Annotated in this window: 29 protein-coding genes and 1 riboswitch; of the genes, 26 read left to right on the top strand and 3 right to left on the bottom strand. The window is 42.4% G+C overall.

Annotation, left to right across the window (positions count from 1 at the left end):
• Nucleotides 1-17 precede the first annotated feature (17 nt).
• From BK126_RS06710 to BK126_RS06620, 17 genes are all read left to right on the top strand, one after another.
• Nucleotides 18-653: a hypothetical protein gene (locus tag BK126_RS06710; RefSeq protein WP_076311843.1), complete on the top strand. Its 636-nt coding sequence runs from the start codon at nt 18-20 to the stop codon at nt 651-653.
• 22 nt (nt 654-675) lie between these two features.
• A complete protein-coding gene (locus BK126_RS06705) occupies nt 676-1,347 on the top strand; it encodes a DUF4085 family protein (protein ID WP_076311842.1) in 672 nt (223 codons plus the stop codon).
• Between the two features lie 30 nt (nt 1,348-1,377).
• Nucleotides 1,378-1,929, top strand: a complete 552-nt coding sequence (locus tag BK126_RS06700; protein ID WP_076311841.1) for a GrpB family protein — start codon at nt 1,378-1,380, stop codon at nt 1,927-1,929.
• Between the two features lie 139 nt (nt 1,930-2,068).
• Nucleotides 2,069-2,584, top strand: a complete 516-nt coding sequence (locus BK126_RS06695) for an AAA family ATPase (RefSeq protein ID WP_076311840.1) — start codon at nt 2,069-2,071, stop codon at nt 2,582-2,584.
• Nucleotides 2,585-2,688: 104 nt separating this feature from the next.
• Nucleotides 2,689-3,198 carry a cysteine hydrolase family protein gene (locus BK126_RS06690; RefSeq protein WP_076311839.1) on the top strand — a complete coding sequence of 170 codons (510 nt, stop codon included), beginning with the start codon at nt 2,689-2,691 and terminating at the stop codon, nt 3,196-3,198.
• Nucleotides 3,199-3,247: 49 nt separating this feature from the next.
• Nucleotides 3,248-4,744, top strand: coding sequence for a GNAT family N-acetyltransferase (locus BK126_RS28760; RefSeq protein ID WP_143757687.1), 1,497 nt, complete (start codon nt 3,248-3,250; stop codon nt 4,742-4,744).
• Between the two features lie 23 nt (nt 4,745-4,767).
• Complete coding sequence (locus BK126_RS06670; RefSeq protein ID WP_076311838.1) at nt 4,768-5,262, top strand: GNAT family N-acetyltransferase; 495 nt, start codon at nt 4,768-4,770, stop codon at nt 5,260-5,262.
• A gap of 285 nt (nt 5,263-5,547) precedes the next feature.
• Nucleotides 5,548-5,632, top strand: a riboswitch (cyclic di-GMP riboswitch).
• Between the two features lie 164 nt (nt 5,633-5,796).
• Complete coding sequence (locus tag BK126_RS06665; RefSeq protein WP_076311837.1) at nt 5,797-7,560, top strand: methyl-accepting chemotaxis protein; 1,764 nt, start codon at nt 5,797-5,799, stop codon at nt 7,558-7,560.
• Between the two features lie 20 nt (nt 7,561-7,580).
• Nucleotides 7,581-11,315, top strand: coding sequence for a non-ribosomal peptide synthetase family protein (locus BK126_RS06660; protein WP_076311836.1), 3,735 nt, complete (start codon nt 7,581-7,583; stop codon nt 11,313-11,315).
• Between the two features lie 226 nt (nt 11,316-11,541).
• Nucleotides 11,542-12,081 carry a nucleoside deaminase gene (locus BK126_RS06655; protein WP_076311835.1) on the top strand — a complete coding sequence of 180 codons (540 nt, stop codon included), beginning with the start codon at nt 11,542-11,544 and terminating at the stop codon, nt 12,079-12,081.
• On the top strand, nt 12,072-12,788 hold the full coding sequence (locus tag BK126_RS06650; RefSeq protein WP_076311834.1) for an HAD family hydrolase: 717 nt from the start codon (nt 12,072-12,074) through the stop codon (nt 12,786-12,788). The genes BK126_RS06655 and BK126_RS06650 overlap by 10 nt, the downstream gene beginning before the upstream one ends.
• A gap of 16 nt (nt 12,789-12,804) precedes the next feature.
• Nucleotides 12,805-13,542 carry a WecB/TagA/CpsF family glycosyltransferase gene (locus BK126_RS06645; RefSeq protein WP_076311833.1) on the top strand — a complete coding sequence of 246 codons (738 nt, stop codon included), beginning with the start codon at nt 12,805-12,807 and terminating at the stop codon, nt 13,540-13,542.
• A 46-nt stretch (nt 13,543-13,588) separates the two neighbouring features.
• Nucleotides 13,589-14,020 carry a GNAT family N-acetyltransferase gene (locus BK126_RS06640; protein WP_076311832.1) on the top strand — a complete coding sequence of 144 codons (432 nt, stop codon included), beginning with the start codon at nt 13,589-13,591 and terminating at the stop codon, nt 14,018-14,020.
• 18 nt (nt 14,021-14,038) lie between these two features.
• A complete protein-coding gene (locus tag BK126_RS06635; RefSeq protein ID WP_076311831.1) occupies nt 14,039-14,236 on the top strand; it encodes a hypothetical protein in 198 nt (65 codons plus the stop codon).
• 132 nt (nt 14,237-14,368) lie between these two features.
• Entirely contained in the window at nt 14,369-14,866 is a 498-nt protein-coding gene (locus BK126_RS06630; protein WP_076311830.1) for a PH domain-containing protein, read from the top strand.
• Nucleotides 14,863-16,470 (top strand): PH domain-containing protein, encoded by a 1,608-nt coding sequence (locus BK126_RS06625; RefSeq protein WP_076311829.1) that lies wholly within the window; start codon nt 14,863-14,865, stop codon nt 16,468-16,470. Before BK126_RS06630 ends, BK126_RS06625 begins: the two co-directional genes overlap by 4 nt.
• A 125-nt stretch (nt 16,471-16,595) precedes the next feature.
• On the top strand, nt 16,596-17,123 hold the full coding sequence (locus BK126_RS06620) for a YfiT family bacillithiol transferase (RefSeq protein WP_076311828.1): 528 nt from the start codon (nt 16,596-16,598) through the stop codon (nt 17,121-17,123).
• Between the two features lie 20 nt (nt 17,124-17,143).
• On the opposite strand, the gene BK126_RS06615 is transcribed toward BK126_RS06620, so the two are convergent.
• A complete protein-coding gene (locus BK126_RS06615) occupies nt 17,144-17,770 on the bottom strand; it encodes a hypothetical protein (protein ID WP_076311827.1) in 627 nt (208 codons plus the stop codon).
• Between the two features lie 283 nt (nt 17,771-18,053).
• Here BK126_RS06615 and BK126_RS06610 point away from each other — a divergent pair, with 283 nt between their 5' ends.
• The 3 genes from BK126_RS06610 to BK126_RS06595 all read left to right on the top strand — a co-directional run bounded on the left by BK126_RS06610 (nt 18,054) and on the right by BK126_RS06595 (nt 21,209).
• The gene (locus BK126_RS06610; RefSeq protein WP_143757685.1) at nt 18,054-18,557 is read left to right on the top strand and encodes a hypothetical protein; all 504 of its coding nucleotides are present in this window, start codon (nt 18,054-18,056) and stop codon (nt 18,555-18,557) included.
• Between the two features lie 574 nt (nt 18,558-19,131).
• On the top strand, nt 19,132-20,250 hold the full coding sequence (locus tag BK126_RS06600; protein ID WP_076311825.1) for a hypothetical protein: 1,119 nt from the start codon (nt 19,132-19,134) through the stop codon (nt 20,248-20,250).
• 401 nt (nt 20,251-20,651) lie between these two features.
• Entirely contained in the window at nt 20,652-21,209 is a 558-nt protein-coding gene (locus BK126_RS06595) for a hypothetical protein (RefSeq protein WP_076311824.1), read from the top strand.
• Between the two features lie 190 nt (nt 21,210-21,399).
• On the opposite strand, the gene BK126_RS06590 is transcribed toward BK126_RS06595, so the two are convergent.
• The gene (locus BK126_RS06590; protein ID WP_076311823.1) at nt 21,400-21,768 is read right to left on the bottom strand and encodes a DUF3139 domain-containing protein; all 369 of its coding nucleotides are present in this window, start codon (nt 21,766-21,768) and stop codon (nt 21,400-21,402) included.
• A gap of 242 nt (nt 21,769-22,010) precedes the next feature.
• Between BK126_RS06590 and BK126_RS06585 the strand changes: the two genes are divergently transcribed.
• Nucleotides 22,011-22,625, top strand: a complete 615-nt coding sequence (locus BK126_RS06585) for a hypothetical protein (protein WP_076311822.1) — start codon at nt 22,011-22,013, stop codon at nt 22,623-22,625.
• A 476-nt stretch (nt 22,626-23,101) separates the two neighbouring features.
• A complete protein-coding gene (locus BK126_RS06580; protein ID WP_076311821.1) occupies nt 23,102-23,638 on the top strand; it encodes a hypothetical protein in 537 nt (178 codons plus the stop codon).
• Nucleotides 23,639-23,647: 9 nt separating this feature from the next.
• On the opposite strand, the gene BK126_RS06575 is transcribed toward BK126_RS06580, so the two are convergent.
• Nucleotides 23,648-24,124, bottom strand: a complete 477-nt coding sequence (locus BK126_RS06575; protein WP_076311820.1) for a hypothetical protein — start codon at nt 24,122-24,124, stop codon at nt 23,648-23,650.
• 330 nt (nt 24,125-24,454) lie between these two features.
• Here BK126_RS06575 and fabZ point away from each other — a divergent pair, with 330 nt between their 5' ends.
• The 4 genes from fabZ to BK126_RS30095 all read left to right on the top strand — a co-directional run bounded on the left by fabZ (nt 24,455) and on the right by BK126_RS30095 (nt 26,246).
• A complete protein-coding gene (fabZ, locus tag BK126_RS06570) occupies nt 24,455-24,895 on the top strand; it encodes a 3-hydroxyacyl-ACP dehydratase FabZ (RefSeq protein WP_076311819.1) in 441 nt (146 codons plus the stop codon).
• 105 nt (nt 24,896-25,000) lie between these two features.
• Nucleotides 25,001-25,348 (top strand): hypothetical protein, encoded by a 348-nt coding sequence (locus BK126_RS06565; RefSeq protein ID WP_076311818.1) that lies wholly within the window; start codon nt 25,001-25,003, stop codon nt 25,346-25,348.
• Between the two features lie 158 nt (nt 25,349-25,506).
• Nucleotides 25,507-25,713, top strand: a complete 207-nt coding sequence (locus BK126_RS06560; RefSeq protein ID WP_076311817.1) for a hypothetical protein — start codon at nt 25,507-25,509, stop codon at nt 25,711-25,713.
• A gap of 281 nt (nt 25,714-25,994) precedes the next feature.
• Entirely contained in the window at nt 25,995-26,246 is a 252-nt protein-coding gene (locus tag BK126_RS30095) for a GNAT family N-acetyltransferase (RefSeq protein WP_305954039.1), read from the top strand.
• Nucleotides 26,247-26,265: the final 19 nt, after the last annotated feature.

Below are 26,265 nucleotides of genomic sequence, written 5' to 3'. Positions count from 1 at the left end.
TGAATGGGGTATTGCTTATGAGACCCGTTGTTGGAATTCTGGGAACGATTCATAATGAGAGCCTGAGAGAGCAGTATCATTGTTCTCTTGATCTATATCGAGAAGTGATCCATCGCTTTGAGCCTGACCTGATCTGCGGTGAAGTTCATCCTGACAGTTGGCAGAAGTACTTAAATAACAAGCATGAGCAGGGCTATTGGGGCGAACCAGCAAGTGAGTACTGGGAGCTGATCTTTCCTTATTGTGAGGAGCATGGGGTAGAGTTCGTTCCGATTGACTGGTTTGAGCTGGATGTATGGAATGATTTTGATCCTTTTTTGCCTTTTCCAGAAGAGAAACGTCTTGTGCTTGAGAAGCAGGATGATGAATGGTTCCAGATGCAGATGGATACTTGGTCATATGGCAATATTCCATTTAACTCCGCAGAATTTGATCAAGTAACGAAGCAAAAATATGAATGGATGTATGAAGTTAATTCGGCAGCAGTGAATTTTAGATGGATCGTCAGGAATCAGATTATGATTCAGCGGGCAAAGAATGCGATCAAGGCGAATACGCAACGAAAAATACTATGTGTCGTTGGCGCAGACCATAATTATCTTTTTCATGAAGGGCTGAAGAGTGAGCAGATTCTTCTTCAATATCCGCTATAGGAGAGGTCGGAGAGTAGAAAAAATGAGATATTTTACGGTGGATTTATACAACGAAATGCAGGTAAGAGGCTGCATGGGAAGTTACTTCGAATCGGAGGAACAGCGCCAAGAGGAGATGCAATGGCTCGCTGCAGAAGGCAGGGACTTCTATCAGGAGTCACGAGACCGATTTGAATGGCTGCGCCCTCATATGCTGCAATTCTTGCCTGCTCACTTGTTAAAGTACGTATATGACGAGAGCATTATGGATTGCTATATTCACAGCCCTGAAATGAAGGCAGAGATCGGTACATGGAAGAAGGAGTGGGACCTTAAATGGAAAACGATTCGCGACAGGTACTGGGAACACTATAACTCCATACAAGAGCAGCTGCCAGCAGAGGTTCGAAGATTAGATAAGGAATTTCACTTGCATGATGCTAGTATTATAGATGTACGGACGGAGCATCAACAGGTGGATATTCTTCTTGACCTCGTCGGATATCCTGAGCACCAGTACCAATTATGCTTTACCGGAGTGAAGGTGTTTAATAACTACCCGGGGATTATGAATGATGTCGTGCTATACCCTGAAATTGATATAACTGAAGGAGGTTTATTTGAGATTCGAATGCTGATGAACAGCATGAATATTTTTTACATTATAGCCAGCGATTTGAGTATTGAGATCATACCCGTGCAGACAAATAGCTGAACACATATGTATTCACGAAAGGAAACATTTATGGAACAAGTCATTATTTCTTCATACAACGCGGAATGGATGCAGGACTACGAGCATGAACAGAAGAAAATACGATATAGCTTCGAAGGTCTTCCTGTCTTCCTTGAACATATCGGCAGCACCGCTGTTCCTGGTATGGACTCCAAGCCTACCATTGATATGATGGCCGGAGTAGAAGAGCTTAGTCTTGTGAATGAGGCGGTGATTGAACGTTTGGCAGGGATCGGATATGAATATGTACATAAGCCTGAATTTCCAGAGCGGCTCTTTTTTCGAAAGGGAAAATGGAGAGCTGGAACCCATCACTTGCATGTATACAAGTTCAAGGGTCCGCATTGGATTAACCAGTTGCTGTTTCGCGATTATCTGAAATCCCATGAAGAGGTCAAGCAGGAATATGATCGGCTCAAAAAGAAGCTGCAAGCAGCGCATACCTATGACCGTGTGGCCTATACCGAAGGGAAATCGGATTTTATTATCCAGACGATCCAGCAGGCGAGGGAAGATAAGGAATTGATTGCAAGACTGCGTAGCAAGGGCTTGATATCTTGATCTAGTCTATTGGGAGAGGCGGACATCCGCCGGTTTTTACTCAAGACAACAAGATTCTAATGGTAAATGAAAATATCGATGGAGTATGTGCGCTTCCTGGCGGCTTGGCTAATTTACGAAAATGAAGGACACATGATCAATGAAAAAATTAATTATTATTAACGGAACGATGGGTGTCGGTAAAACAACGGTAAGTAAAGAGGTCCATAAATCACTGGACAGATCCGTCTGGCTCGATGGAGACTGGTGCTGGATGATGAATCCTTGGGTGTTCAGCGAAGAGAACATTCAGATGGTCATGGACAACATTACCTATTTGCTTCGTAATTATCTTACGAATTCCACATTTGACTACGTCATCCTAAGCTGGGTTCTTCATAAGGAAGAGATCAGGGATGAACTGTTGGACAGACTCAGCGGGTTGGAGTTTCAGGTAGAAACGATCACGCTGACTTGCTCGGAGACTGCCTTAAGGAAGAGAATGGAGCAGGATCAGCGAACCGAGGAAGAGATTAAGCGAAGCGTAGATAGACTCCAAGGTTATAAGAATATGCAAACTAACCGAATAGATACAAGTAATGTAACAATGAATCAGGTAGTGGAGCAGGTACGGCGTATAATTAGATCAAGTGGAGATAAGCAAGACATTGGTTAGCCTGCAGAAGGCAAGATGGTTATAGAAATTTACTACCAAGACGGAATGAGCCGTGATGAAGTATAGTGAATTACAGGATTTGAAAAATGAATGGAGGATACGATTTGAAGATTGCTTTACTGATCGTGGATATGCAGGAGCTATTACTGAAGGACCAGGTTAAACCGCAGGATAAGCACAATGCCTGTGAGTATATCAATTACGTAGCGGATCGGCTTCGCGAGAATGATCAGGTCGTCGTCCATATCAAGGATATAGAAGGTGCAGACCATCCAGACGATGCAGCCTATGATTTTATACCGGAGATACATATAGAAGCTGGAGATATCACCGTTAACAAGGTCCATTCCAATGCATTTTGGCAAACGGAGCTGGAATCGATTCTCAAAGACAAAGGAGTAGAGCTTGTCATCGTTTCTGGTTTTGCGGCAGAACACTGTGTCTTGTTCACATATAATGGTGCCATCGAAAGAGGCTTCAACACGGCGGTTCTGCAAGGCGGTATTCTGAGCTCCAGAGAAGATGCAGTTCAAACGACATATCGTGACAGGCAGATCATATCTTATACTGTCGTTGAGCTATTCGCAGCAAGCCTTACCCACCCGAAGAAATGAGACACGGTGGGCTTTTTTTATATGCTGCTGAATATGAGATTGGGGGAACATGATGAGCTATATCATTCGTAAAATCAGAACTCCAGAAGACTATTCTTCCATCGCGGAGATTCTCGGTTATGTTTTCTCTGAACCGACATCTGCAGAGAATCTGGCTGACGAGGATGCCAAAATTCCTGCTGCCGGATCACTATGGATCAATGAGGACGGACATCTTGCCGGATTCGACCGGTATCGCTTGGTCGCTGTGAATGAGAAGGGAGAGGTTGTGGGCTACGGAATATCCTGGAGAGCGCCTTGGACCGAGGCAGGAGAGCTGAATCATCTTCTGGCTGTTCATCCGGATTACCGCAAGCAAGGCATTGGCCGAGCACTGTACAGAGAGCTTGAGAATTGGGCTGTCCTGAACGGAGCAAGCAAGCTGAATTATGAAGTGAATGATAATGATGCTTCCTCTATCGCATTTGCCGAGCATCGTCGATTTGATCGAGAAAGACATCAGTTCGAATCTGTCCTAGAGCTATCGAATGATGGCCTGGAATCATTGATGCCTTCACAGTCTTCAATTGTTATTCAGCCTTTATCCGAGATGCTAGAGCCAGAGGCCGAACAGAAGCTCTATGAGCTGTATAAAGGAACGAGCCGAGATATTCCGGGAATTAGCGGAGATTATTTTGATTTTCAAGAATGGAAGAAGTGGACATTGGAGCTGCCCGGCTCAAGGCCCGAGTATGTGCTGATCGCCCTGGATGGAGATCGGTACGTCGGAGTAGCGCATCTGCTGCATCAGACCTCCACGGAGAGTATGTACCATGAATATACAGGGGTAGATAAAGCGTACCTCGGCAGAGGAATCGGATTTGCATTGAAGGTAAGCGCTGTACAGCTTGCGAAGCAGTTGAAGATCAAGTACTTGCGTACGAATAATGACTCTCTGAACCATCCCATGCTTCACATTAATCGAGACCTGCTGGGATATAAGCCGGTGCCGGGAAGATATAAGATGGTAAAGAAACTGCCTAAAGAGAATAATGCTCTAGGGAACAAAGCAGCTAAACCCGATACAAATGTGAAAGTAGAAGTATTACAGGCACTGATGACAGATAAAACAGTAATAAAGAATCTGGTGCAGTTCTATATATATGATTTTACAGAGTTTACGAACGAGAAAATTAGTGAACAAGGTACTTATCCCATATTATCGGATCTCCATAAATACTGGGAACATTATGACGGCTATAATGCTTACATAGTTAAAGCCAACGGGGAGATTGCCGGCTTTGTACTTGTTAAGCAATTGGAGGATGAGCGAAGCCATAAGCTGGCTCACTTTTTCATTCTACGTAAATTTAGAAGAGCCGGAGTCGGCACGCAGGCAGCCAGAGCCATATTTAGTTCCGTTACAGGGAAATGGGTATTAAATCAGCTGGAAAATAACTATCCAGCAATTGCATTCTGGAATCGGGTAATTTCCGAAGCCGCTGGCGAGGATCTTACGGTCAGATACGAACAAGGCAAGAGAATTCAGAGCTTTACAATTCGCTGACACAGAAGGTGAGGAATCGGTTCATGCTTGAAGTACTTCCTGCAAGATTAACGGATGGTCCAGAAATATTAGAGCTGTGGACAGGTGCGGCTCGCTGGATACAGGCCAAAGGGATCAACCAGTGGCATCCTGATGAATTTAACCTCGCGAAGACCGAACAATTGATTGTGGATCGTGAGCTGGAGCTTTTTGTGGCAAAAATGGACGGGATCATTATAGGTACGCTGTACATTTGCTGGTCTGACCCGGTTGTCTGGGGCGATCTGAATGATGCGGTGTCGTCCGGATATATTCACAGGTTTGCCGTCAAGAGATCACATTTGGGTCAAGGCGTAGGCAGAGAGCTGTTGTTGTGGGCAGAAGATTACATAAGAAGGAAAGGAAAGAAGCAGATTAGGCTGGACTGCATGGCAGATAACGAGAGGCTAAATCAGTACTATGTAACTTCTGGATATATCCATAAGAAGCTGCTCCACTGGGATAACGGCTGGAAGATCAATTTATATGAGAAGGAGTAATCTCCTTTCAAAGATCGTTTCAAATTTTTAGTTTAGGGATTATAAAATAGGTTTAAGGCTCCATCCATTTAGGGATAGGGGCTTTTTTTGTCGAAATGTGAAATAATTCCTTGCAATTAGAAACTGGTCATGAGGGGGTACATATTTAAATTAAGAATAGAGATTTTATGCAAAAAATAGTCTTATAGTATTAAAAAACTAACAAAAAAAGCCGATTAGTAAAAGTGAACACCAGTTTACTTTTAGTGTATATAGATTTTCTAGTTCTTAAGCACTACTTGTAAATTGAATACGTGGCAAAGCTGTTGAAAAGCAGTGACGCAAAGCTAGAGGGACTACTTCCGTAAGGAAATGTCAGCCAGTTGCTTGAATGAGCCATGGCATTATTTTGTCCATAGGTTCATTTTTTTGTTTCTTAAAGCGAACTATGAGAAAGGAGGAAGCAACACCAACGACCAAGGCTGGAAGGTTTACCATGCAATTTAAGATGAAATAGAAACTACATATGGATGAGTAGGGAGAGAACTGTCAGACATGAGTAAGTTAAAAAAGTGGAGCTTCAAAAACCTGAGCATTGTTGCTAGAAATATGATACTCACAAGCTTCTATATCATTATTACAGGTGCTGTCGTTATTGGCTGCAGTCAGTTTATTCAAGGTAATGTATTGACCAAACAGCTTCAATCCGATTCCGGAAAATTAATGGAGGCTCTGGGAAGCCAGGTATCTGTGGAAGATGCGGAAGCAGCGAAAAATAACCCGGATCCGAATTCTCCGATTCAACAGCAAATTACAGCTGTATTTGATGAGTTATCCAAGACCCATCCCAATGTAGCACAAGGCTATATCTTTGGACCGGAGCTGGAAGAGGGTACGCAAACCTCGATCATTGCACTGCCAACGGCAGTGCTTGAGATGTTCGCTGCAGAAGATATGGCACTTGGCGACATGTACGCACAGCCTCAAATTCATGCAGACGGCGTGAAGGAGATGCTTGAAAGCAAGGAAATAGCCTACACCGCTGCTTATAACGATGATTATGGTACATGGATTACGGTACTGTATCCCTTTGTGAATGGAGCAGGCGAAGTATTTGCATATATGGGAATTGATGTGGATGCAAGTCTGATTGCAACGGGCAAGCAGGAGCTGCTGACTTATACCCTTCTTGCGCTGCTTATTACTCTAGTTGTCGTTCTGGCATTGCAATATATCACCATTAGACAGACCTTCAAGCCGATCAAAGAGCTGATGGGAGCACTAGACAAATTGAGTAAGGGTGACTTTACCGTACAGCTGAGAACGAGTGATGATGAGCTTGGACAAGTCAACGAGAAATTCAACACCACAGCAAGTAACATTGGTCGTTTGGTGACTACGATCAAGAAGGTATCCGAGCAATCCGCGGAGCAATCCAAATTCTTGTTCAGTGCGGTTGAAGTTAACAACGAAAATACGGTAGATATTACGAAAAATATTGAAGAAATGACCAATAGTGTTGCGAAGCAAAGTGTGTCGATATCAGAGAGCGTCGTTTCGCTCGAAGAGATCTCATCGGGTGTAACCACGATTGCCGGGAATACTTCCGAGCTGTCCGAGATTTCTTTGCAGATGAAGGAGCAGTCTGAGGTAGGACATCAGAATGTAGATCAGGTCATTGAGCAGATGAACTCCATCAATCGTTCGGTTAAGAACTCGGTAGATATTATTGAGAAGCTGCAGATGCGTTCCGGCGAAATTGGCCAGATCGTTCAAGTGATTACAGAGCTTGCTTCACAGACGAACCTGTTGTCTCTGAATGCTAGTATTGAAGCGGCAAGAGCTGGTGAAGAGGGACGAGGATTTGCAGTCGTAGCGGATGAAGTGAAGAAGCTGTCCGAAGCCTCTAAGAAATCAGCAGATCAGATCGCAGAATTGATCGGATACATCCAGGATGAGACGGCTCTCGCTGTAGAGGCCATTGGTGATGGAGAGCAAAATGTAGCCAAAGGTATTGAGATCGTCAAAGAAACCGGCTCGATCTTCAAAGGCATTCTAATTTCAACCGATTCCGTCACAAGCCAAATTCAAGAAGTATCTGCCGCTACACAGCAGATGGTTGCAGAAACGGAGCAAATTACGGCTTCAATCAAATCACTTGCGGATATGGCTGAGAAGAATTCAGTAGTCTCCGGTCAAATTGAGCGTAGTGCTCAAGAGCAGCAGGCTGCTTTTGCCAAGATTTTTGATTCAGCGGAACAAATGAACGAGGTTGCAGGCGAATTAGAGACATTAGTAGACAAACTTAGAGTGCAATAAATAAAGGGAGCTGATATCTGTTGAATACCACCATGTTGTTAGAACAAACCAAGCAGTATTGGTCTGACGAGCTGCAGCTGCCTTTGCCCGGATTTCATTTGTATACAGATGGGTCATTGAACTATGCCAAGCAGGCAGCAGCTCGGACAGAGCAGGTACTGAACCTTGAGCCCGTAATGCTGAAGCGTTACAGTGAACTATATGATATGAAGGCATGGATGCTTGCCGGATACGCGGTATTCCTGCACCGAATGACTCAGGACAATGATATGCTGATTGGTGTGCAAAACAGAAGAGAACAGCTTCTTCCTATGCGTATCTCCATAAGTAGAACAGATTCGTTCAGACGTGTGTATGAGCAGGTGCTGGATAAGCTTGTACAACTGGATTCATCAGAGCTGAGCCATGCGGATGTGGAGAATATAGCTGGATACACGGTTCAATATCAAACCATATACGGCATGAAGCTTCATCATGAAGCCAGCAGACTGAATTGGTACGTGCAGGAGGGGCCGGATACCTGGCTCCTTCATGTTTCGTATGATTCGCAGCTGTTCAAGGAAGATACCATTCGCCGATACATTCAGCACTTTGAGCGGTTAATGAGCGGTGTGCTTGAAGATGGAGATATGGATACGACGATTTCTAGTCTTCCCATTCTGACAGAAGAAGACTGGAGAGTCTACGATGTGCTGAACGACACGAAGATGAGTCTCCCGGAGCAGGCCACCATCGTGTCCATGTTCACTTCAGTAGCTGCGCAGTTTCCAGATCGAACCGCCTTGTCCGCGAATGAGGATGAGCTTACTTATCAAGAGCTGGACCTGCTGTCAAACAAAATTGCAAACATGCTCGTGGAGAAGGGGATACGCAAGGGTGAATTTGTGTCTCTCTTTATGGAGCGAAGCTTAGAGACGATTGTAAGCCTGCTGGGTGTAATGAAAGCTGGAGGAGCTTATATCCCGCTTGATCCGACCCATCCGGAGGAGAGAAATGCATATATCATCGAAGATACGAAATCAAAGGTGATCCTGACCGAGAGCAGCTATATTCCGAAGCTGGATTCACTGCTTGCCGGATTCGAGCATAGACCGGAAATCGTCTGTTTGGATCAGCTTGACGGTTCCTATTCCGAGACGGCGCCAGCGATCCGCATTGACGAGGATGATCTGGCCTACGTCATTTATACATCGGGATCGACCGGCAAGCCGAAGGGAGCCTTGATTGCCCATAAAGGGGTTGTCAATTTGGCGATGGCGACCAAGCAGGATCTTGGCTTGACGGAAGAGGATGTGATTCTGCAATACTCTACCTTCAGTTTCGATGCTTCCGTGTATGATATCTTCGGTTCGATCGGGAGCGGTGCCAGACTGCATCTGCTGTCCGATGAAGAACGTTTCTCGATCGATGCTTTTACAGAAGCTGTGGAGCAGCTAGAAGCGACCCGAATTGCCATTTTGCCAACCGTATTCTTTAACAGACTTGCCGCCTATCTGCCGGAGGATGCAGCAGTTAAATATGAGAAGATTAAGAGCATCACTGTCGGGGGAGAAGCCCTGACGGGAGAGACGGTAAGGATGTTTCAGAAAAAGCTGCAGATTCCCGTGACGAATCTCTATGGTCCTACCGAAATTACCGTTGTTGCAACCGGACATAAGGTAGATTATCCAGTGCCGGAGGATGTCTCCACGATTGTGATCGGGACTCCGCTTGCCAACTACGAGCTGTATATTGTGGACGGGAACAATGACCTGTGTCCCATCGGAGTTACAGGAGAGCTGCTAATCAGCTCTGTAGGTGTAGCCAAAGGTTACTTGAACCAGCCGGAGAAGACGAAGGAAGCATTCATCTCAGATCCGATCCGTCCGGGTTCAGGGAAGAAATTTTATCGCTCTGGTGATTTGGTGCGGCTATTGCCGAATGGACAGGTTGAATACAGAGGAAGACGGGATTCGCAGATTAAGATCAGAGGATTCCGAATTGAAATTGGTGAGATTGAAAATAGTTTTGCCAAGCACGAGAATATCAAGGACATTGCAGTCATTCCAATTACTGAGGATGGCAACAAATTGTTAGCGGCATTTTATACAACGAACGATGGGGCAGCAATACCTAAGAAGGATCTTGTGCAATATCTAAGTAAGAAGGTTCCGGGATATATGGTTCCTACGTATATGCAGCATGTAGTGGAAATGCCGTTATCTCCTACTGGCAAAATTGACCGTAAACAACTCGCAGCCTATGAACTTAAGGCAGATGAGAATGATTCGGTATATACAGCACCGGAGAATGATACCCAGCAAGCTGTTGCAGCGTCCTGGAAGCAGGTACTGGACTTAGAGAGAATCAGTATTCATGATGATTTCTTTGAGATTGGCGGGTACTCGCTCAAGATTCTTGAGATTCTGGTTCAGCTGAAGCCAAGTTATCCACTACTCAAAATCAATGACTTCTTCCAGTATCCAACGATTGCAAAATTAGCTGAGCGGATTGAGGAGCTTAATCAGGCGGTAGAGAAGGATGACAGGGATATAGATATCCTAAATCGTCCAGTTGAGGATTTAGCAGAACATCCGGCAGTCATTGGTACTGCAGATCACTTCAGCATAAAGAGGTCTGCACAGAAAAACATTCTACTAACTGGAGCAACCGGATACTTAGGCTCTCATTTGCTGGCAGAGCTGCTTCAGCGTTCAGATGCTATCGTGTACTGTCTCGTCCGCTCTTCTTCGGGAATGGATCCATATGCACGCTTGGTTCACATCATGCAGGGCTACTTCGGCAGTGAATCTGCAGAATGGATTGAGAACCGGGTTGTTGTATTGGAAGGAGATCTGGAGAAGGAGAACCTGGGGCTTAGTGAGGCAGACCAAATGCTGGTGGATAAGCAGATTGATTCTATCATCCACTGTGGTGCGGATGTGAGACACTTTGGAGATGCCAAGCATTTTGCTAATGTGAATGTAGAGAGCACGAATCGCCTGCTGTCTCTGGCAAGAGAAGGAAGCGGCATCCGGTTTCACTTTATTTCCACACTGGGTATTCCGGAAGAGCTTGCTGAGAATGGGCAATGGACTGACATCGTTCAAGGAAATGGCTATATGACATCATATGTCGAGAATGTATATACGAATAGCAAGCTTGAAGCGGAGAAGCTGGTAATACAGGCGGGTGAAGAAGGAGTGCCGGTGAATGTTTATCGGGTCGGCAATTTATCCTGCCGCTCAGATAACGGGGTATTCCAACATAATATCGATAACAACGCCTTTTACCGCATGCTGAAGGCGATGCTGCTGCTGAGAAGAGCTCCTCGGGTCAGATGGGAAGTGGATATGACTCCGATTGACTATGCGGGACAAGCAGTAACAGCGCTTGCGCTTCAGGATGAGACCGTAGGAAGAGTCTTTCACATATGTAATCCGGTTACGATTCCTTATGAGCGTATGGTCGAGTACTTTACAGCTGCAGGCTATGACATCACGTTAATGGACTTGAGTGAGTTCGAAGGCTGGCTGCTTAATCCGAACGAACCGAAGGATTCGGCGGGAGTTGAACTCGCGATGGCCCAGCTGGAAGGGGATGGAGCGAAGAATTCCATGTTCCGGTACACATGTCCCCAAACGATGGAGTTCCTTGCAGGCACCGGGGTACAGTGTGCCGAGCCAGATGAGGCGTACTTTAATAAGCTGATTGATCATGCGGTGGAGATTGGATATTTTATTCAACCGAATTCATTTGATAAAGTCACAAGATAAGTTAAGTAATAGATTCAACTATCAGTAGAAATAGAGGGATATCAAGATTAGGTTTCCAAGCTGCATCAATAACTGTATAATAATGGAATGATGGGCTTTATGTACATAAGCTCGTAATGACTTCCGAGGCCCGGCCCAAGATAGAAGCTATCTGAGGCCGGGTCTTTTTTTACATAACAATGCAAGCACACAGCAAAGCCGATCTTTAAAACAGAGGAGTGTAGTGATGGACAAGGATTATACATACTTGCTGATGGCATTTGAAGAAGCGATGAAAGCAAGAGATGAAGGAACCTTCCCCATTGGATCAGTCATTGTGGATGCGAACGGTGAAGTCATCAGTAGGGGAAGAAATCGGGTATTTTCGGATTCTGATTCAACAGCTCATGCTGAAGTGGACGCAATTAGACAAGCAGGACAGGTTATCGTAAACCCAGCAACCCGTAAATTCATACCCAACAATGGTCTGACGTTATACACTACTTGTGAGCCTTGTCCGATGTGTACAGGTACAATCGTGCTGTCGTTGATTCGAAAAGTGGTGTGGGCAGCCAATGATGAAGAGATTGGTGCGTTCAGAAGATTTAAAAATGCGGGCAGTCCACTCCCAGTATATGATAATTTGTTTAATCAGATTGAGTTCAACGCCGCACCGTATCCAGATTTAGAAGAGCGTCAAAGAGCATTGCTGGCAGAGTGGAATATAAATCGCGGCTATACAGATACCCATTGGAATCAAGAAGCGGAGGGAGCTTCGTGCCAGTAAGAGCATTGATCTTTGACCTAGACGATACGCTGTCCGATCGGCAGGCTTCCATTGAAGACTATATTTCGAGATTCATTACTACGTACTTCCCTAAAGCGGATGTAAGCAGGCAAGCCTTCATCGCTGAACGGTTTAGAGAAGCGGATCAGAATGGCTACCGTGATAAAAAAGAAGTATACGATATGCTGGTAAGTCAGCTCAGCTGGTCTGATCCGCCCACGGCTGAGGAGTACATTGCCTTCTTCAAAGAAGAGCTGCCACGCTGCATCAAGCCTATGGAGCATCTATATACGGTTCTGGATTATTTTAAGTCCAAAGGCGTACCCATGGCTGTCATCACGAATGGTTCGGTCCAGGTGCAAGGTGCTAAGATTGTTCAGCTTCGGATTCGGGATTATTTTGATACAATCATCATTTCCGCCGAAGCAGGGATTAAGAAGCCTCATCCGGATATCTATGCCATCACGTTACAGAGGTTAAACATGGCCCCAGCGGATGTGTGGTTCGTTGGAGATCATCCTCAGAATGATATAGCCGGTGCTGTTAAATGCGGCATACAGGCCATATGGATGGCAAGAGACAAGGTGTGGGATGATCAGCTCGAGCATAAGCCACACAAGTCGATCAGAAACCTGCAAGAGTTAGTGCCGATATATGAGAACGCGTTAGGATTAAATAATGCAACGAACGAAGGACATAAAGTATAGAAGCGAGGTTATCATCATGGAGAACTATTCGAAAATTATGGGCATTCCAGTTCCAAAGCTCACGATGACAGAGACGGTCCAAATCTTGAGTGAGGTCATAGAGAAAAGGCAAGAAGAGCTGTATCATGTAGTTACCTTAAACCCGGAGATCGCGATGTCCTGTCAGCATAATGCTGCGCTTCGTCAGATTGTAGATCGTGCCGGGCTGCTTACCGCCGATGGTGCAGGAATTGTGATGGTCTCAAGGGTCAAAAGAGATCCCCTTCCTGAGCGGGTAACGGGTTGTGATCTTCTTTATCATCTTCTAGACGCCGGGCATCAGAAGAAGTGGTCCTTCTATCTGCTAGGAGCGGATGAGGAGACGAGCAAAGCAGCGGAAGCGAACATACGAACATCCTACCCTGGTGCCATCATAAAGGGGAGGCATCATGGTTTCTTCCATCCTTCCGAGGAAGGGCGAATCCTAGAGGAGATCAGTTCAGCGAATCCGGATATCCTTGTCGTTGCACTCGGCGCGCCTTATGCGGAAGAGTGGATACATAAGCACAGGGACCAACTGAATGCACGAATCGCTATCGGTGTTGGTGGCACGCTTGATATTATAGCTGGAAGAGTAAAAAGAGCACCCCGCATCTGGCAGAGGCTGAATCTGGAGTGGATGTACAGACTTATAAATCAGCCTTCAAGGTGGAGAAGGCAGCTGATCTTGCCAAGATTTGCAGTGAGAGCTATTCTTTACAGAGATCCAAATTAAGACGAGTGATCAGACAACAAGACAATGAATAGGAGATCGAACGACCATGTCCGAACATAAATATCAAACGATTCACAGAATGCCGAATGTGAAGGAATATATTGATTTATGCAGTTCAGTCGGCTGGCAAGAGGTCATGAATTTTGATGCAGCTGAACAATCATTGCAGCATTCCTGCTATGGCGTTGTTATAGAATATAATAGAGAGGCTGTCGGCATGGGCAGAATCGTGGGCGATGGTATCATGTATTTCTACGTCCAGGATATTGTCGTGAAGCCGGAGCATCAGAGTAAGGGGCTGGGACAGCTGATCATGAAGGCGATCCAGCAATATTTAAGTGAGCATGCGGCTGAGAAGGCATTTGTAGGGCTATTTTCCGCTCAGGGCAAAGAAAGCTTTTATCAGAAATACGGTTTTAATGTGCATCAAGGTATGACCGGCATGTTCGGCGTCATTCATGACCGTGAAATAAAGTAATGTAGGAGGCAGGTGGATATGGAAAGGCTAGTAGATTCCAGCAGTGAGAAGCTTAGGGCAAACGGGGACTTCCTCACCGTACTATATGTGTTGCTTCATTGCATTCATTTCGTTAGCTGTCACCGGATCCGTGTGCTGGATACATACATCGGTCAGATCAAATTAAAGCTGGAAGAACACCGAAGAATCCACTTGAAGAGCAAGGAGGGTAAATGAGACAGAGAGGAATTAATTTTACACTTATTTTGTTAAATTAGATGAAGGTATATATGAAAAATTGTCATTAGACGATCATTCAGACGAAACGAAGACCAAGACATAAGGGTGGTCGGAATAAGAGGTGGTACATTGTACTCGCAAACGAAAGAGCCGCAGCAGCGATTAGCAGACAATGCGGTCAAAATATGGTGGATCAGTGCAGTAATCAGTAATGTGATCGGGTTTGTAGTACTCGGGGTGTTGTTATATCTCGACTATTATTTCTCCTGGTATGCTTGGATCGGCTGGGTTCTCATCGGACTCACGATCATCTCGGTGCTCTATGCTGTCTGGGATATCTTGATCCGTCCCAAGCTGCTATACGCACACTGGCGCTATGATGTAACAGAGCAGTTTCTCCAGCTGAAGTTCGGTACGCTGACTGAGGTCCATCAGCTAATTCCCATGACCAAGATTCAATCGGTGGCTACCCGTCAGGGTCCGCTGCTTCGCAAATATAATTTGTACGCTTTATCGGTAGATACGATGGGATCTTCACACAGTATTCCAGTTCTGCCTGAGCAGGTTGCGCTGGACCTGAGAGATCAAATCGCTTATTATGCCAAAATAAAAGAGGTGGATGAATGACCGAAGATAAACGCTATCATCCACTGCTAATTCTGTTTGAGGTATGGAAGCTGATCAAAAATACTTTCTCCATTATTATTTTGTTGTTTGTCATCCAAATGGGTTCCGAAGCGAAGTGGGTCATATACGGAAGATGGATTTTTTATCTGGTTATCGTGGGTTGTCTTATTACTATTGTGTGGCGCTGGATCACCGAGCGTTACCGCCTCGATGATACCTCCTTTCATCTTGCGCAAGGGGTATTCGTCAAATCGAAGCGAACGATTCCATTCAGAAAAATTCAAAATGTAAACCGTCATGCTTCATTGTTTCATCGAATTTTTAAGGTGACCTCCATCAGGTTCGAGACAGGGATGACGGGGGACGAAGCGGCTGTGGAGTTTCAAGTGATATCTCGTGCCGAAGCAGATCGCATTGAGAAGTACATCGCTGACCAAGTGAATAAAGAGCGTGTCGCTTCTGCTATGCATTCCAAGAACACATCTAACGAAATGGACAGCGCTCCAAATGATGAGAACGAGATCGAATTGACAGCAGATCAGATACAAGAATCATCGGAGGAGATCCGCGACACGGTCCATGCTGCTACCTCTGAACAAGCTCCTGAAGCACAGCAGCGCACGCTCCATTTCAAGCCGACCAGGAAGGAAGTATTAAAGGCTTCTTTTACATCGCTCAGCTTCCTGGTCCTTATTCCCATTGTGGGGACACTGTACTCTAATGTGCAGGAATTTATCGATATCGAGGAGCAGGCCGAGGGGATACTGTCCACGGTGTTATCCTCTTGGTGGATGACCTCATTGGTTATTGCCGGAATCGTCCTGCTGGCTGTCATTCTCGGGATCGTGACTACATTTCTTAAGTACGGAAACTTTGAAATTTCTTCAGATGAGGAACGGATCTATATTGCCAAAGGAGTCATGGAGCAAACTGCGTTTTCCATTGCAAAAGAAAAGGTGCAGGCAATTGAAATTTCGCAATCCTTCATCAAGAGGCTGCTCGGACTGGCAGAGGTCAAGCTGGTCACGGCAGGCAGTGTGGGGGAAGCGGAGCATGAAGTGAACAGCCTGTATCCTTTTTTACCAGTAAGTAAAGTTCACGCCATGATCCCCGAGATGCTGCCGGCCTATGAAGTATCCCTCGATATGCAGCGTTTGCCTCGTACATCGTTATGGCTGCGTCTTGTGAGGCCAAGCTGGATCTGGATCGTTGCAACAGCGCTACTCGTTTATTTTAAGCCGAACCTATTTGGCTGGGATGAAGCTTGGTGGGTATTATCCGCTGGCTTGCTTGTCTGTGTCGTGCTATGGAGAGTCCTCGATTATCTTAACTGCAGATACAGCATTGGAGAGCATTTTGTTCAGTTTAAGAGCGGAGGATTTGCTACAAGTCTGTTTATTTCAAAGAGAGCCAAGATCACCGAAGTCAAAGTAACGCAAGGCATACTTCAGCGACGTCTTGACCTAGCTTCCATCCAAACCACCAATCGTGCAAAGCCTGTTCTTCATCATAAGGCTCAGGATGTGCCGGTGCAAGCAGCAGATCATTTTTACATGTGGTATATGGAACGGACCAAGGATGTTTCAACTCTACATGAGCAGTGAATAACAGATACAATAGCTATAAAGGATATTCTCGATATTCTCGGAAAATAACTCAGCCTGTAATCCACGTGGTTTAAGGCTGGGTTATTTTTTATATAACATGTTGAGAGAGAGTTGGTGATTTCATGGATCCACTACGTTATCCTATAGGTCGATTTGTACCTGTTGGGCTATTGTCGGCAGAAGCAAGAATGAATGGAATGGATGAATTACTGGATATAACGCGTCATCTTAAGAGACTCACTGAACCTTTAAATCCAGAACAACTGCTTACCCCTTATCGAGAAGCTGGATGGAGCATTCAGCAGGTCGTCCATCATATGGCGGATAATGATATGAATGCCTATATTCGGTTTAAACGTGCTCTGACCGAGGATGTGCCGATCGCCAGCTCTTACAGGGAGGACTTATGGGCCGAGCTCGAAGATTATAGGAGAGCAGAAGTGAATGATTCCATAACTCTGCTTGCCATCCTGCATAAACGTTTCTATGTTCTCGTAAGCAGCCTGTCCGATGAAGATTTTAGCCGAATGCTCCGTACCGAAGTGCTGGGGAAGATCACACTTGATACGGCACTGCAAAGATTCATTTGGCACAATAAACATCACACCGCTCAAATCGAGGCACTGCTGCATCGCAGAGGGTGGCTGTGATCGTTATTCCGGTACTTCAGCTAAGATGACAATTCAATCTCGATCAGTTCAACACCTGGAGGAAAGGTCGCTTTGACCTTCGATATATTAGTGAAACGCGGTTCATTCGATAGAACAGAGATAAAAGCACCATCGTATCCCGGCCAGAAAATCGTTTTGGCTTTCGTCATGTCAATGACAACCGTATGCTGGGTCTGACTACCGCCATGATTTGCCACTAATATTGGTTCAATGGTAAAGGGAGGCTCGCTAGTGCCAATAGACCAGATCACCAGTTCATTACAGCTTGCCATATTTAGAAGTAGCGGCAGGGCACTGGCAAGCTGTACCGTGGTTGTAACATGTAATAAAGAAAACCATTTATTAAGCACCACGTGTTCTATCGAACGCTGTGTGCATAGCTGAGTGATATCCTCCTGCCAAACACGTGAGACATTCAGACAGAAGCAGATCGGATAAGCATTCAGATTGTGCATCCACTCCAATAATAGCGGAGCACTGGATTCATTGAACCAGACTGAGTTCGTACTTATGAAATCCATAACATATGGAACATACTCCTGATTAAAAGTGAACGGAAAATATCCACCTGGATTAGGCAGATTAGCATAATAGGTCGGGGGGAGATAAGCAAATTCGAGCTGCATGGAGGCACCTTCTTCAAGATTTTGAGTTCTAGTTCTAAGCTCAGTGTAGCAGAGTTGGAAGAGAAATGAATCATTATTAAGAGTTATTCAAAATTCGCTCTTACCTAAACTTAAGGTAAAATGTTATAATTGTTCAGTTGTTGAACCAATTTCGTTCGTTATAACGCGATATGAAATTGATTCAGGGTGTGTAGAGATATTGGCACTTTTTAATGCCAAAAATATATGTCGCAAGATACGTCTACCATCTGAAATTTTAATTTTAATTTCGGAGGGGATTATTTTGTTCAAGGAAGATAGACTTCCGCAGAATGCTAGAGAAGGCATTATTTTTATGCTGATCGTGTCCATTATTTCAGTAAACACCATTGGGCCCATCATATTGGGGTTGGAACGAGGCTTTAGCGTAGCCAATTATGTAGAAACATTGAAGGTCATCCCGTTCATGTGGATTATCGTTATTCTGTTAGTGAAGCTGGTGGCAGGACCTTTGGTTCGCAAGGTATTACCCAAATTTGTGGGTCAAACGGATGGTTTTAACGCCAGAGTGTTATTGAACATTGTAATGAATGTGACGATTCTATCGGTTCTGTTAACGATTATCGGTACCTGGGTGGGGATGAGACAAATCAGTCTAGAACCTTTCCACAACTTCTTTCCGACATGGTTTCAAAATTTTGGTGTTGCCTTTTGGATTGAACTGCTTGTCGCACAGCCGATCGCAAGATTTGCAATGAAGAAGATTCATGCAAGCCAGGCTAACCGAGCAGAAAGTATAAGCTCTTAATTTGTTAACATAATAAACTTCAACGATATGAACAGCCATTTCCATGAGGGACCTGGCTGTTTTTTTTTATATCAAAGTAATAGATTTACAGGAGGTAAATATGCGATTTTTTAATAGTCTGTTGTATGCATGTATTGCAATGGCTGTTATAGCCGTCTGTATCATGGTTTCTACAGTGCTCGGTATAGACGAGTACCTGTATCTGTTTTTCTGTGCGGCTGCGCTTACTGTACTTTTTATTGGGAGAAACCTATATAACAAAGGATTACGTGTATTCGCTATCCTATGTTATGCATTCTCTTTCGTCTTTCTCATGCAAGCTTGGGTATTGTAACCAGGAGTTGTGGTGGGATTTCGAAGGTGATGCAAAATTCTTTCCGACTAATGATTTTTGAAAAATGGAGTGTTGACTCTATCAAGGGATTGACATTCATAAACCTTATTGTCATTTCATAAAACAACAGGTAGATAATAATTATATGTAATCTCTCCGTTTTGTTCCTCAGCGTTGCAAGTTACTCTAGAAATAAAGTACTTCGGACAGCCACGTAGTTGATTCCAGGGAGGTTATCTTATGGTTGATGTATTTGCTGTTGCTGACATTATTGTCAAGCATATTAAGGATCATTACCCTCAAGATGTAGCGATTGTAGGATATTATGGGTCATATCTGCAGGGCCATGCGACTGAACGATCAGATTTGGATTTCTTTTTTATTCCAGCTACAACCAGAGGGAGAGAAGTGGAGTGTCAGTTCATTATTGATGGTATAAGTTTTGACTTCTGGCCAATTGGTTGGGAGCGTGCTGAGAGAATGGCAGCTGCTGAAGAGTGGAGCACGACAATTATAGCAGACTGTGAGCTGTTATATGTCCGATCAGATGATGATCTTGCAAGATTTATAGAACTACGTGAGACCATATCAAGCATGGGAAGTGAATCCAAAGCTGCTGAAATGATCACCAAAGCCGAATCGGTATTGAACAATTGTCTTTTTAGCATAGCTAAAATGCGAATTGCTGAGAATGCCAAAGATCTGAGTTATTTCCGAACCCAATCTCAAGAGATCGCGGCAAATATCTTTAAGTCTCTTGGGTTGTTGAATCAAACCTATTATACACGTATGTGGGGGCACTATCGTGAGCAAGTCCGAAATCTTTCTCTTAAACCGGAGCAACTGGACAAGCACCTGGATACCCTAATGTTTAGTTTAATTCCAGAAGAAATAATGTTAGCGTGTGAAAAATTAACAACAGATACACTTCGTCTTATATCGATGCGACGAAATAGTCAAGAAGTGGTGCGCTCTTATAAAGGACACATGAGTGGATATTACGAAGAAGAGAGAGGGATGATGAATAAACTACTAACCGCATGCGAAACAGGCCACTACGAAACGGCATTTTTCGTAGCAATAAGTGTACAAGACAGTTTATCTCGAATTTTGTATGCTGCAGAGAAAGGGCGTTGGCCTAGTACTGCTGACCAAGGTGAATATCGTGAATTCTATGATAGTTATGGATACCCCGATCTAATTGCGTTGTTAGATCCCACAAATTTTGAACCGTTGCGTTTAGCTGTACTGCAATTAATGGAAAAGCTAGAGAATCACCTCAAAACAGAAGGTGTAGCTGTAAACAAGTTTGACTCTGTCACTGAATTCGAATCATATTACATAAATAGAATGAGATGACATAACGGTCCGACGGGACTTTACCAAAAGTTCACTAAGGAGTGGTTGGAATGTTAATGAACTGGTTTCTAGTGGCAATTTGCGGTTTTATTATCTTCAGATTATTTAGTCTATACACAAAAACCTACTGGAAAAATGATTTGATCATAGCTGCGGCGCAAGGATTTGTGATTTCTTTAATCATGATTCTTATATAAAATTAGTGTCTTTGATATATTCCAGTAAAATGGAAAATTATTAAAATGCGTGGAAAGACCTCGGTGTTACTGCGTGGGTTATAGGAATGATTCTTGTAATGGTTTTGTTGATGATCATCAATTTAATATTCAATGGAGTAGTTAGATAGATTAATTGGTATAAAAAGCTTTAAAAATAGTTCCAGAGTGGGGTGAGATTGACACGTGACTCTATTTTACTATATTTCTGCAAGCCATGAGCTTCCGACAGGCTCGTTTGGACTGAAAAAAACAGTTATGACAATTAATGATTATGTAACGAATGTGAACCCTGCCGCTAAGGATCATCTCAATATGCAAATATTACTGGAAAAATACCCAAAAGGGGATAAACTTATGGAGGTCTACGATACCGAAGAGGATGCAGCAGGATTATATATAAGCGGTCCCATAACCAGACAACCCTCGCATCTGTTCCGTCATCCGTATGTTTACCAAGTGAATCCCGAAGGTGGTTCTTTCGAGATTAATGACGAGCTTAAACATTCTCATCCGATTTTATACCAGACAAGCAAAAAGTGCTTAGTAGAACTTTTTGAATATATACGCAGTAATATGGAAGTAGGTGAAGACTTAGAGCTGTATTGCTGCTGGGCGCACGGGCAGGAGAGATTTTTGGATGCTCCTAAAAAAGAACTAGATCTGGTGATTGAACTAGCCACATTTCAGTTGGGGAATGAGTTCGTGTGGAAAGAACGTCAGTATATAAACGTTAGGAAGTGAATCAAGGTACGGGTTTTCATTCAGCTACTGGGGGAAGTTTAGTTTTATCCCTAATAATATGGAGCAGTCTAGCACTGCTCCATAATCATGAGTTGTAATGCCACATAGGACTTCTATCATCACAAAAGAAATTAGAAGGATGGTTTATGGGAGGTAAATAATAAAGCTTATATTTTTGAAAACTCAATATTCAATATTCAATATCCTCATGTTTATAAACTCCGCCATTCGTTCCAAATTGTCTGACTTCATCATCAACTAGTTGATAAAAATAATATCCGTTAGGCTCATCCGAGAAGACAACTGCAATTGAATACCCTGCAGCTGTAGTGTCTGCGTCTTTCGGCTCTTTTTTTGATTCAACATGTAAGATTTCGCTTTCGGAATATCCCTTTTGCTCAATTAAGTAATCTTTAACCCTGTCCTGAGTATATGTGACAAGTTCCGGATTACTCTTCGGTGGTGTGTTAAGAGAGTACAAGATATAAATTATAAAACAAATTACAATAAATGCAATTAATAGAAAGGCTCCGCCAACGATCTTTGCTACTTTTTCCAAAACAAAGCTCCTTCATCAAATAGTTAATTATTAAAATATATTAACAATCACTCATAAAAAAGTATAGGGGAAAATAGAAAAGAACTTGATTATTTGATCAATTAGAAAAATATCTAACAGTTTTTCATTGCTATTTCATTAATCTAAATGGGCAGGATAGTTGAATATACTTGCTGTTTTTATAATGATTACTGGGTTGTTTGTTATACTGAGTATAGTTAGATAAGTAGAGGAGGCGTCTTATGAATTGGAGTGAGTTTAAGTCAATTCCTAACGAATACAGTGAAACGGTTAAAGCTATTGATAAAAGGATCATCGGTTTAATTAGTGAACGTACAGACATTACAAAAGGGAAACGATTTTTCCCACCGAAAGAAATAGTTGGCGAATGGGCAGTTGAGTTCGGATTAAGTATCCCTCAAATTAATGGACTTCTACACAATCTTGCTGAGGTTTCCTCTCCAACTTTACCCATTGGACCTGGTAAACTACTCAATGTCCTACCCATTATGAAAAGGGCAATAGTTAATGGATTTGAATATGAAATCACACATTCAATGCAGCATGAAGGTGGAAGCATTGTATATTTAGAAATTTACCAATCGAACAAAAGTGAAGTTACAGGCCGTATCCGCCCACAACTACTCCTAGATATAAGTGGAGAAAAAGAATACAGAGTCAGTAAAAATAGTGCAGGTGGCGGTGGTGGACATGCCCAAATTAGTTTTATAGTTACCCCACGACTTCCTCAAAGTATAGAAGAATTAAAACTCAGATTGATTCCATATGCTCCACCAATGGAACGTTCTCGAAATAAAGAGTTCATTTTAGACAAAGAGATATCATTTGAAGATTAACGTTAGCTGTAGTAAGAAGACAACTGCGCCTTTTCTCGTTGGCTAACGGGCAGGTTAACGCGGGGTTTCGCATATAATCTCCATAGAGGAGATGGTTAAAGATGGAGATTATTAACGCTGTATTTAAAGTGATTGGTTATGCATTTGCTTTTGTAGTAACTGCTATATGGAAGAAAGAAAAATGAAGAGGTGACTTCTAAATCAGGTCATGATTAAACCGAGGTGAAGCGTTAGTTCAAAAACTGGAAGGAGCAGGTTGCCGTTTAGCAGCTATTCCTTTCGTTAAAACGGGCAGTTTAATGCAACGAATTATTAAATTTTGCGTCTAAACAAGCAAAGAAATAAAATGAGGTGTCTTTCACTGTTCGCATAAGGAATAAATGCATGTCCATCTAAGCACAGTAGATGAATATTGGTTCATAACCGACATTCACTAGAAGGAGATAGTTTAATCAAATTATTTGGGGGACAATATAATGAGTGGCTTTACTGATAGCTTTCACCTAAGGACTTTTGACCAAGCAAAGGTAATGAATCTTTTATCAGATGTTGAAATACCAGGGTATGTGTTTGGTGAAAATAACGGCTGGGTTACATTTGTAGTTGATTATAGAGGGGGAAATGTAGATGAAATAATAAGTGAGTTTAACCCGGGTATATTATTGTATTACGTTTATCTCGAAGATCATATGTGGGAAATTAAAATATACAACAAAGACGAAATTGTATTTGATTATGCTGCCGATTGGGCCGGAGATACTCTAGTTATTGAAAAGAGATTATTCGATCTTGATTTAATCAATGAATTAGTTGTACAGCAAGGCAACTCCACGGAACACATTGAAGAAATATTTGATTTTAAAGTTAACAAAATCGACTATTCCAACCCACCAGCTTATCTCATTGCTCAAAAACTGGGTTTAACCCATTACGAATCAATTTCATTAGATTATTTAAGTAATTTCAATGATGTACAGTTAAAAGAGATGAATCTGATAACAGTTAAAAATTAATTTTAATGTTCATTTATTTCGTAATAGTTCCATAAATTCAATCACTGTTTTAGCAAGTTGATTATCCTGCATTGCATCTTCTTGTTTTATTAAAAGTTCTTTTTCCTTGAGATAGACGAGACTATTTTCCTTCCTATAAGCAATTATTCTATACTCAATAGACTCATCAGGAGAATAACCTAGTGAAATTAAGCTCTTATCTTTTGTAGCTGCTTTGTAGCTCCTTACTTTTAGATGTCTTTCAATCCCTAAACGTTTAGGGCGCTGACTGAGAATATACAAATTGGATTTCTCAAGAGTTTCGAATATCGCATTCTGTAACTCTTCAATAGTAATATTACGCTTTAATTCTAGAACGGGTCCATCATCTAAAAAATTTTGAAACTCTCCGGCTTCATTAAGTACCGGCTGATGTGGGCATATAAACATATGCTCCTCATTAAAATAAATTATTACTTTCTTAAAACATTCCTCTAACTTTAACACATAATCAATCCTTTTAATTTTATTTAACAAAGAAGAAGCTTCGTCTAGAAAGATCATTTCAAGTAACTGTAAATATACTCAAGATTCAGTAGGTATCAAACAATTCATACCAGCAGTGTCTAATGAAATTATAGCCATGTTATCTCTCGTTCGCCATCTTCAACATACTTGCTCTGGTGAAAAATTTAATTGATCGGATTGCCAATAATCTTTGTTTATTAGGGTATAATCATGAGGCTGACGCACTAGTTTCTCGTCTATTGATCTAACCATCTTCTAAATGAATGACGTTAGAATGGGTTATAAGCCAATATTAGAGGAGGAGAATCCATGCTGGATATTAATCAAATTAAAGAGCTTATTCCCCATAGGTATCCCTTTCTTTTGGTCGATAGAATCTTAGAAATTGTTGAGGGAAAGAAAGCTGTTGGAATTAAAAATGTGACTTTCAATGAACCTTATTTCCTTGGTCACTTTCCTGACTATCCTGTCATGCCTGGAGTCTTGATTGTAGAAGCATTGGCACAGATGGGTGGTATCGTTATGTCTAACTTAGAGAGCAATAACCATAAGATAGGGTTACTGACTGGTATTGATCATTGTCGGTTCAAAAAGCAAGTTAAACCAGGGGATCAGCTCCATCTTGAATTCGAAGTGATCCGAACCAAGGGACAGATTGTCAAAGGAACAGGCATCGCAACGGTAAACAATGAATTGGTTTGTGAAGCAGAAATAATGTTTGCATTTAATTCTATTAAAGCATTCAACTAACAGGCAGATTAGTTGAACATATATAATATTTGATTGTAAAGTTACGGAACTACTAATCTTTTCATTTCGTCTATATTATGACAACAAGATTATGGGGGAGTATAGATGAAAAATATTTTGGTGTTCCTAGCTTTTCTTTTGGTGATAATCAGTTCTGTTGGATGTTCAAATGAGGAGAACAAAATTAGCAATGTTTCGGTTCTTCGTGAAGTAGCATGGAATAGCCTAACTGAAAGTGCTAAAGAAGAAGTAAAAGGTGACTGGAAATCAGCAAATGTTGCAGAAGTGGAGTTGAGTGAGCTGCCTACAGTACAAAACGGTGGTGAACCGCCTCAAATTGATAACCTGTACAAAGTGACTTTCAAAACAACCAATGATCTTATTTTAGGTCCCATTCAAGTATTTCTTAATGCTGATACAAAAGAAATCATCAGTTACGGTGTGAGAAGATAATGAAAAGGGAGCTACAGAACAAGAAGGCAGCCAACTGATACGTGGCTGCTTTATTAAAGCTAACGGGAAGGTTAGTTCCATTAATGTAAGATTTGAGTGAAAGTAAAGTTGGTATGATATTTGATGATTATAAGGGTTTCTCGGGAGTGATAAACATAATGAAACTTTATGAAGTTGCCTTGTATCTTCACAACGGTTATCGAGATATTGAGCTAGTGGTGGCAGAAAGTAAAGAATCAGCCGAAAGAATAATTAAAGAACGATACGACGCATCAAAAGCTTATAACTACTACGAAGCAGAAGAAGTTTTCAGTGTAGATGGATATAAGGTGATACTTACTAAGTTAGTTCATGATGAATTTTGAATAAGCAATATGCTCCTTTTTCGTTAAGCTAACGGGCCGTTTTGTTGAGCACGATCTACAGGCAGGAGTTGTAAATCACTTGGAGAAGATAAGTTAATCGTATTTACTTGAGTGATTGGGGTGTTTATATGGAACTAACGTATGATGAATTTCTAATAAGCAATGATAAAGCAATGCTTAAAATTGATACTATTCTTGGCTTTTTATCTAGGAGTTATTGGGCGAATAAAAGACCAGCTGAAATAATAGAAAAGTCAATAAACAACTCGGTTTGCTAGGGAATTTATTATGGAGATAGACAAATCGGTTTTGCACGTATCATTACTGATTGGGCAACGGTTTATTATTTATGTGATGTTTTCATAGATGAAGAATATAGAGGTAGGGGGCTAGGGAAGAAATTAATTGAAGTTATAATCGAAGAATATGAAGGAATGATGGGCTTACTCGGTACGTTAGACGGTCATGGGCTTTACGAGAAGTATGGATTTATGAAAAATACTGAACGTTTTATGAATAGAAGACCTCACTAACTGAATATATGTTTGAGCT

Source organism: Paenibacillus sp. FSL H7-0326 (assembly GCF_001955535.1).
Taxonomy (GTDB): Bacteria; Bacillota; Bacilli; order Paenibacillales; family Paenibacillaceae; genus Paenibacillus; species Paenibacillus shunpengii.
Note: the sequence above shows the minus strand (reverse complement) of the source record. Positions and strands in the feature narration are given on the sequence as shown.

Excerpts from the sequence above, each read along its gene's own strand:
- BK126_RS06710 (WP_076311843.1), top strand. The coding sequence starts at position 18 with ATGAGACCCGTTGTTGGAATTCTGGGAACGATTCATAATGAGAGCCTG.
- BK126_RS06705 (WP_076311842.1), top strand. The coding sequence starts at position 676 with ATGAGATATTTTACGGTGGATTTATACAACGAAATGCAGGTAAGAGGC.
- BK126_RS06700 (WP_076311841.1), top strand. The coding sequence starts at position 1,378 with ATGGAACAAGTCATTATTTCTTCATACAACGCGGAATGGATGCAGGAC.
- BK126_RS06695 (WP_076311840.1), top strand. The coding sequence starts at position 2,069 with ATGAAAAAATTAATTATTATTAACGGAACGATGGGTGTCGGTAAAACA.
- BK126_RS28760 (WP_143757687.1), top strand. The coding sequence starts at position 3,248 with ATGATGAGCTATATCATTCGTAAAATCAGAACTCCAGAAGACTATTCT.
- BK126_RS06670 (WP_076311838.1), top strand. The coding sequence starts at position 4,768 with ATGCTTGAAGTACTTCCTGCAAGATTAACGGATGGTCCAGAAATATTA.
- BK126_RS06665 (WP_076311837.1), top strand. The coding sequence starts at position 5,797 with ATGAGTAAGTTAAAAAAGTGGAGCTTCAAAAACCTGAGCATTGTTGCT.
- BK126_RS06655 (WP_076311835.1), top strand. The coding sequence starts at position 11,542 with ATGGACAAGGATTATACATACTTGCTGATGGCATTTGAAGAAGCGATG.
- BK126_RS06645 (WP_076311833.1), top strand. The coding sequence starts at position 12,805 with ATGGAGAACTATTCGAAAATTATGGGCATTCCAGTTCCAAAGCTCACG.
- BK126_RS06640 (WP_076311832.1), top strand. The coding sequence starts at position 13,589 with ATGTCCGAACATAAATATCAAACGATTCACAGAATGCCGAATGTGAAG.
- BK126_RS06635 (WP_076311831.1), top strand. The coding sequence starts at position 14,039 with ATGGAAAGGCTAGTAGATTCCAGCAGTGAGAAGCTTAGGGCAAACGGG.
- BK126_RS06625 (WP_076311829.1), top strand. The coding sequence starts at position 14,863 with ATGACCGAAGATAAACGCTATCATCCACTGCTAATTCTGTTTGAGGTA.
- BK126_RS06620 (WP_076311828.1), top strand. The coding sequence starts at position 16,596 with ATGGATCCACTACGTTATCCTATAGGTCGATTTGTACCTGTTGGGCTA.
- BK126_RS06615 (WP_076311827.1), bottom strand. The coding sequence starts at position 17,770 with ATGCAGCTCGAATTTGCTTATCTCCCCCCGACCTATTATGCTAATCTG.
- BK126_RS06600 (WP_076311825.1), top strand. The coding sequence starts at position 19,132 with ATGGTTGATGTATTTGCTGTTGCTGACATTATTGTCAAGCATATTAAG.
- BK126_RS06585 (WP_076311822.1), top strand. The coding sequence starts at position 22,011 with ATGAATTGGAGTGAGTTTAAGTCAATTCCTAACGAATACAGTGAAACG.
- BK126_RS06580 (WP_076311821.1), top strand. The coding sequence starts at position 23,102 with ATGAGTGGCTTTACTGATAGCTTTCACCTAAGGACTTTTGACCAAGCA.
- fabZ (WP_076311819.1), top strand. The coding sequence starts at position 24,455 with ATGCTGGATATTAATCAAATTAAAGAGCTTATTCCCCATAGGTATCCC.
- BK126_RS06565 (WP_076311818.1), top strand. The coding sequence starts at position 25,001 with ATGAAAAATATTTTGGTGTTCCTAGCTTTTCTTTTGGTGATAATCAGT.
- BK126_RS06560 (WP_076311817.1), top strand. The coding sequence starts at position 25,507 with ATGAAACTTTATGAAGTTGCCTTGTATCTTCACAACGGTTATCGAGAT.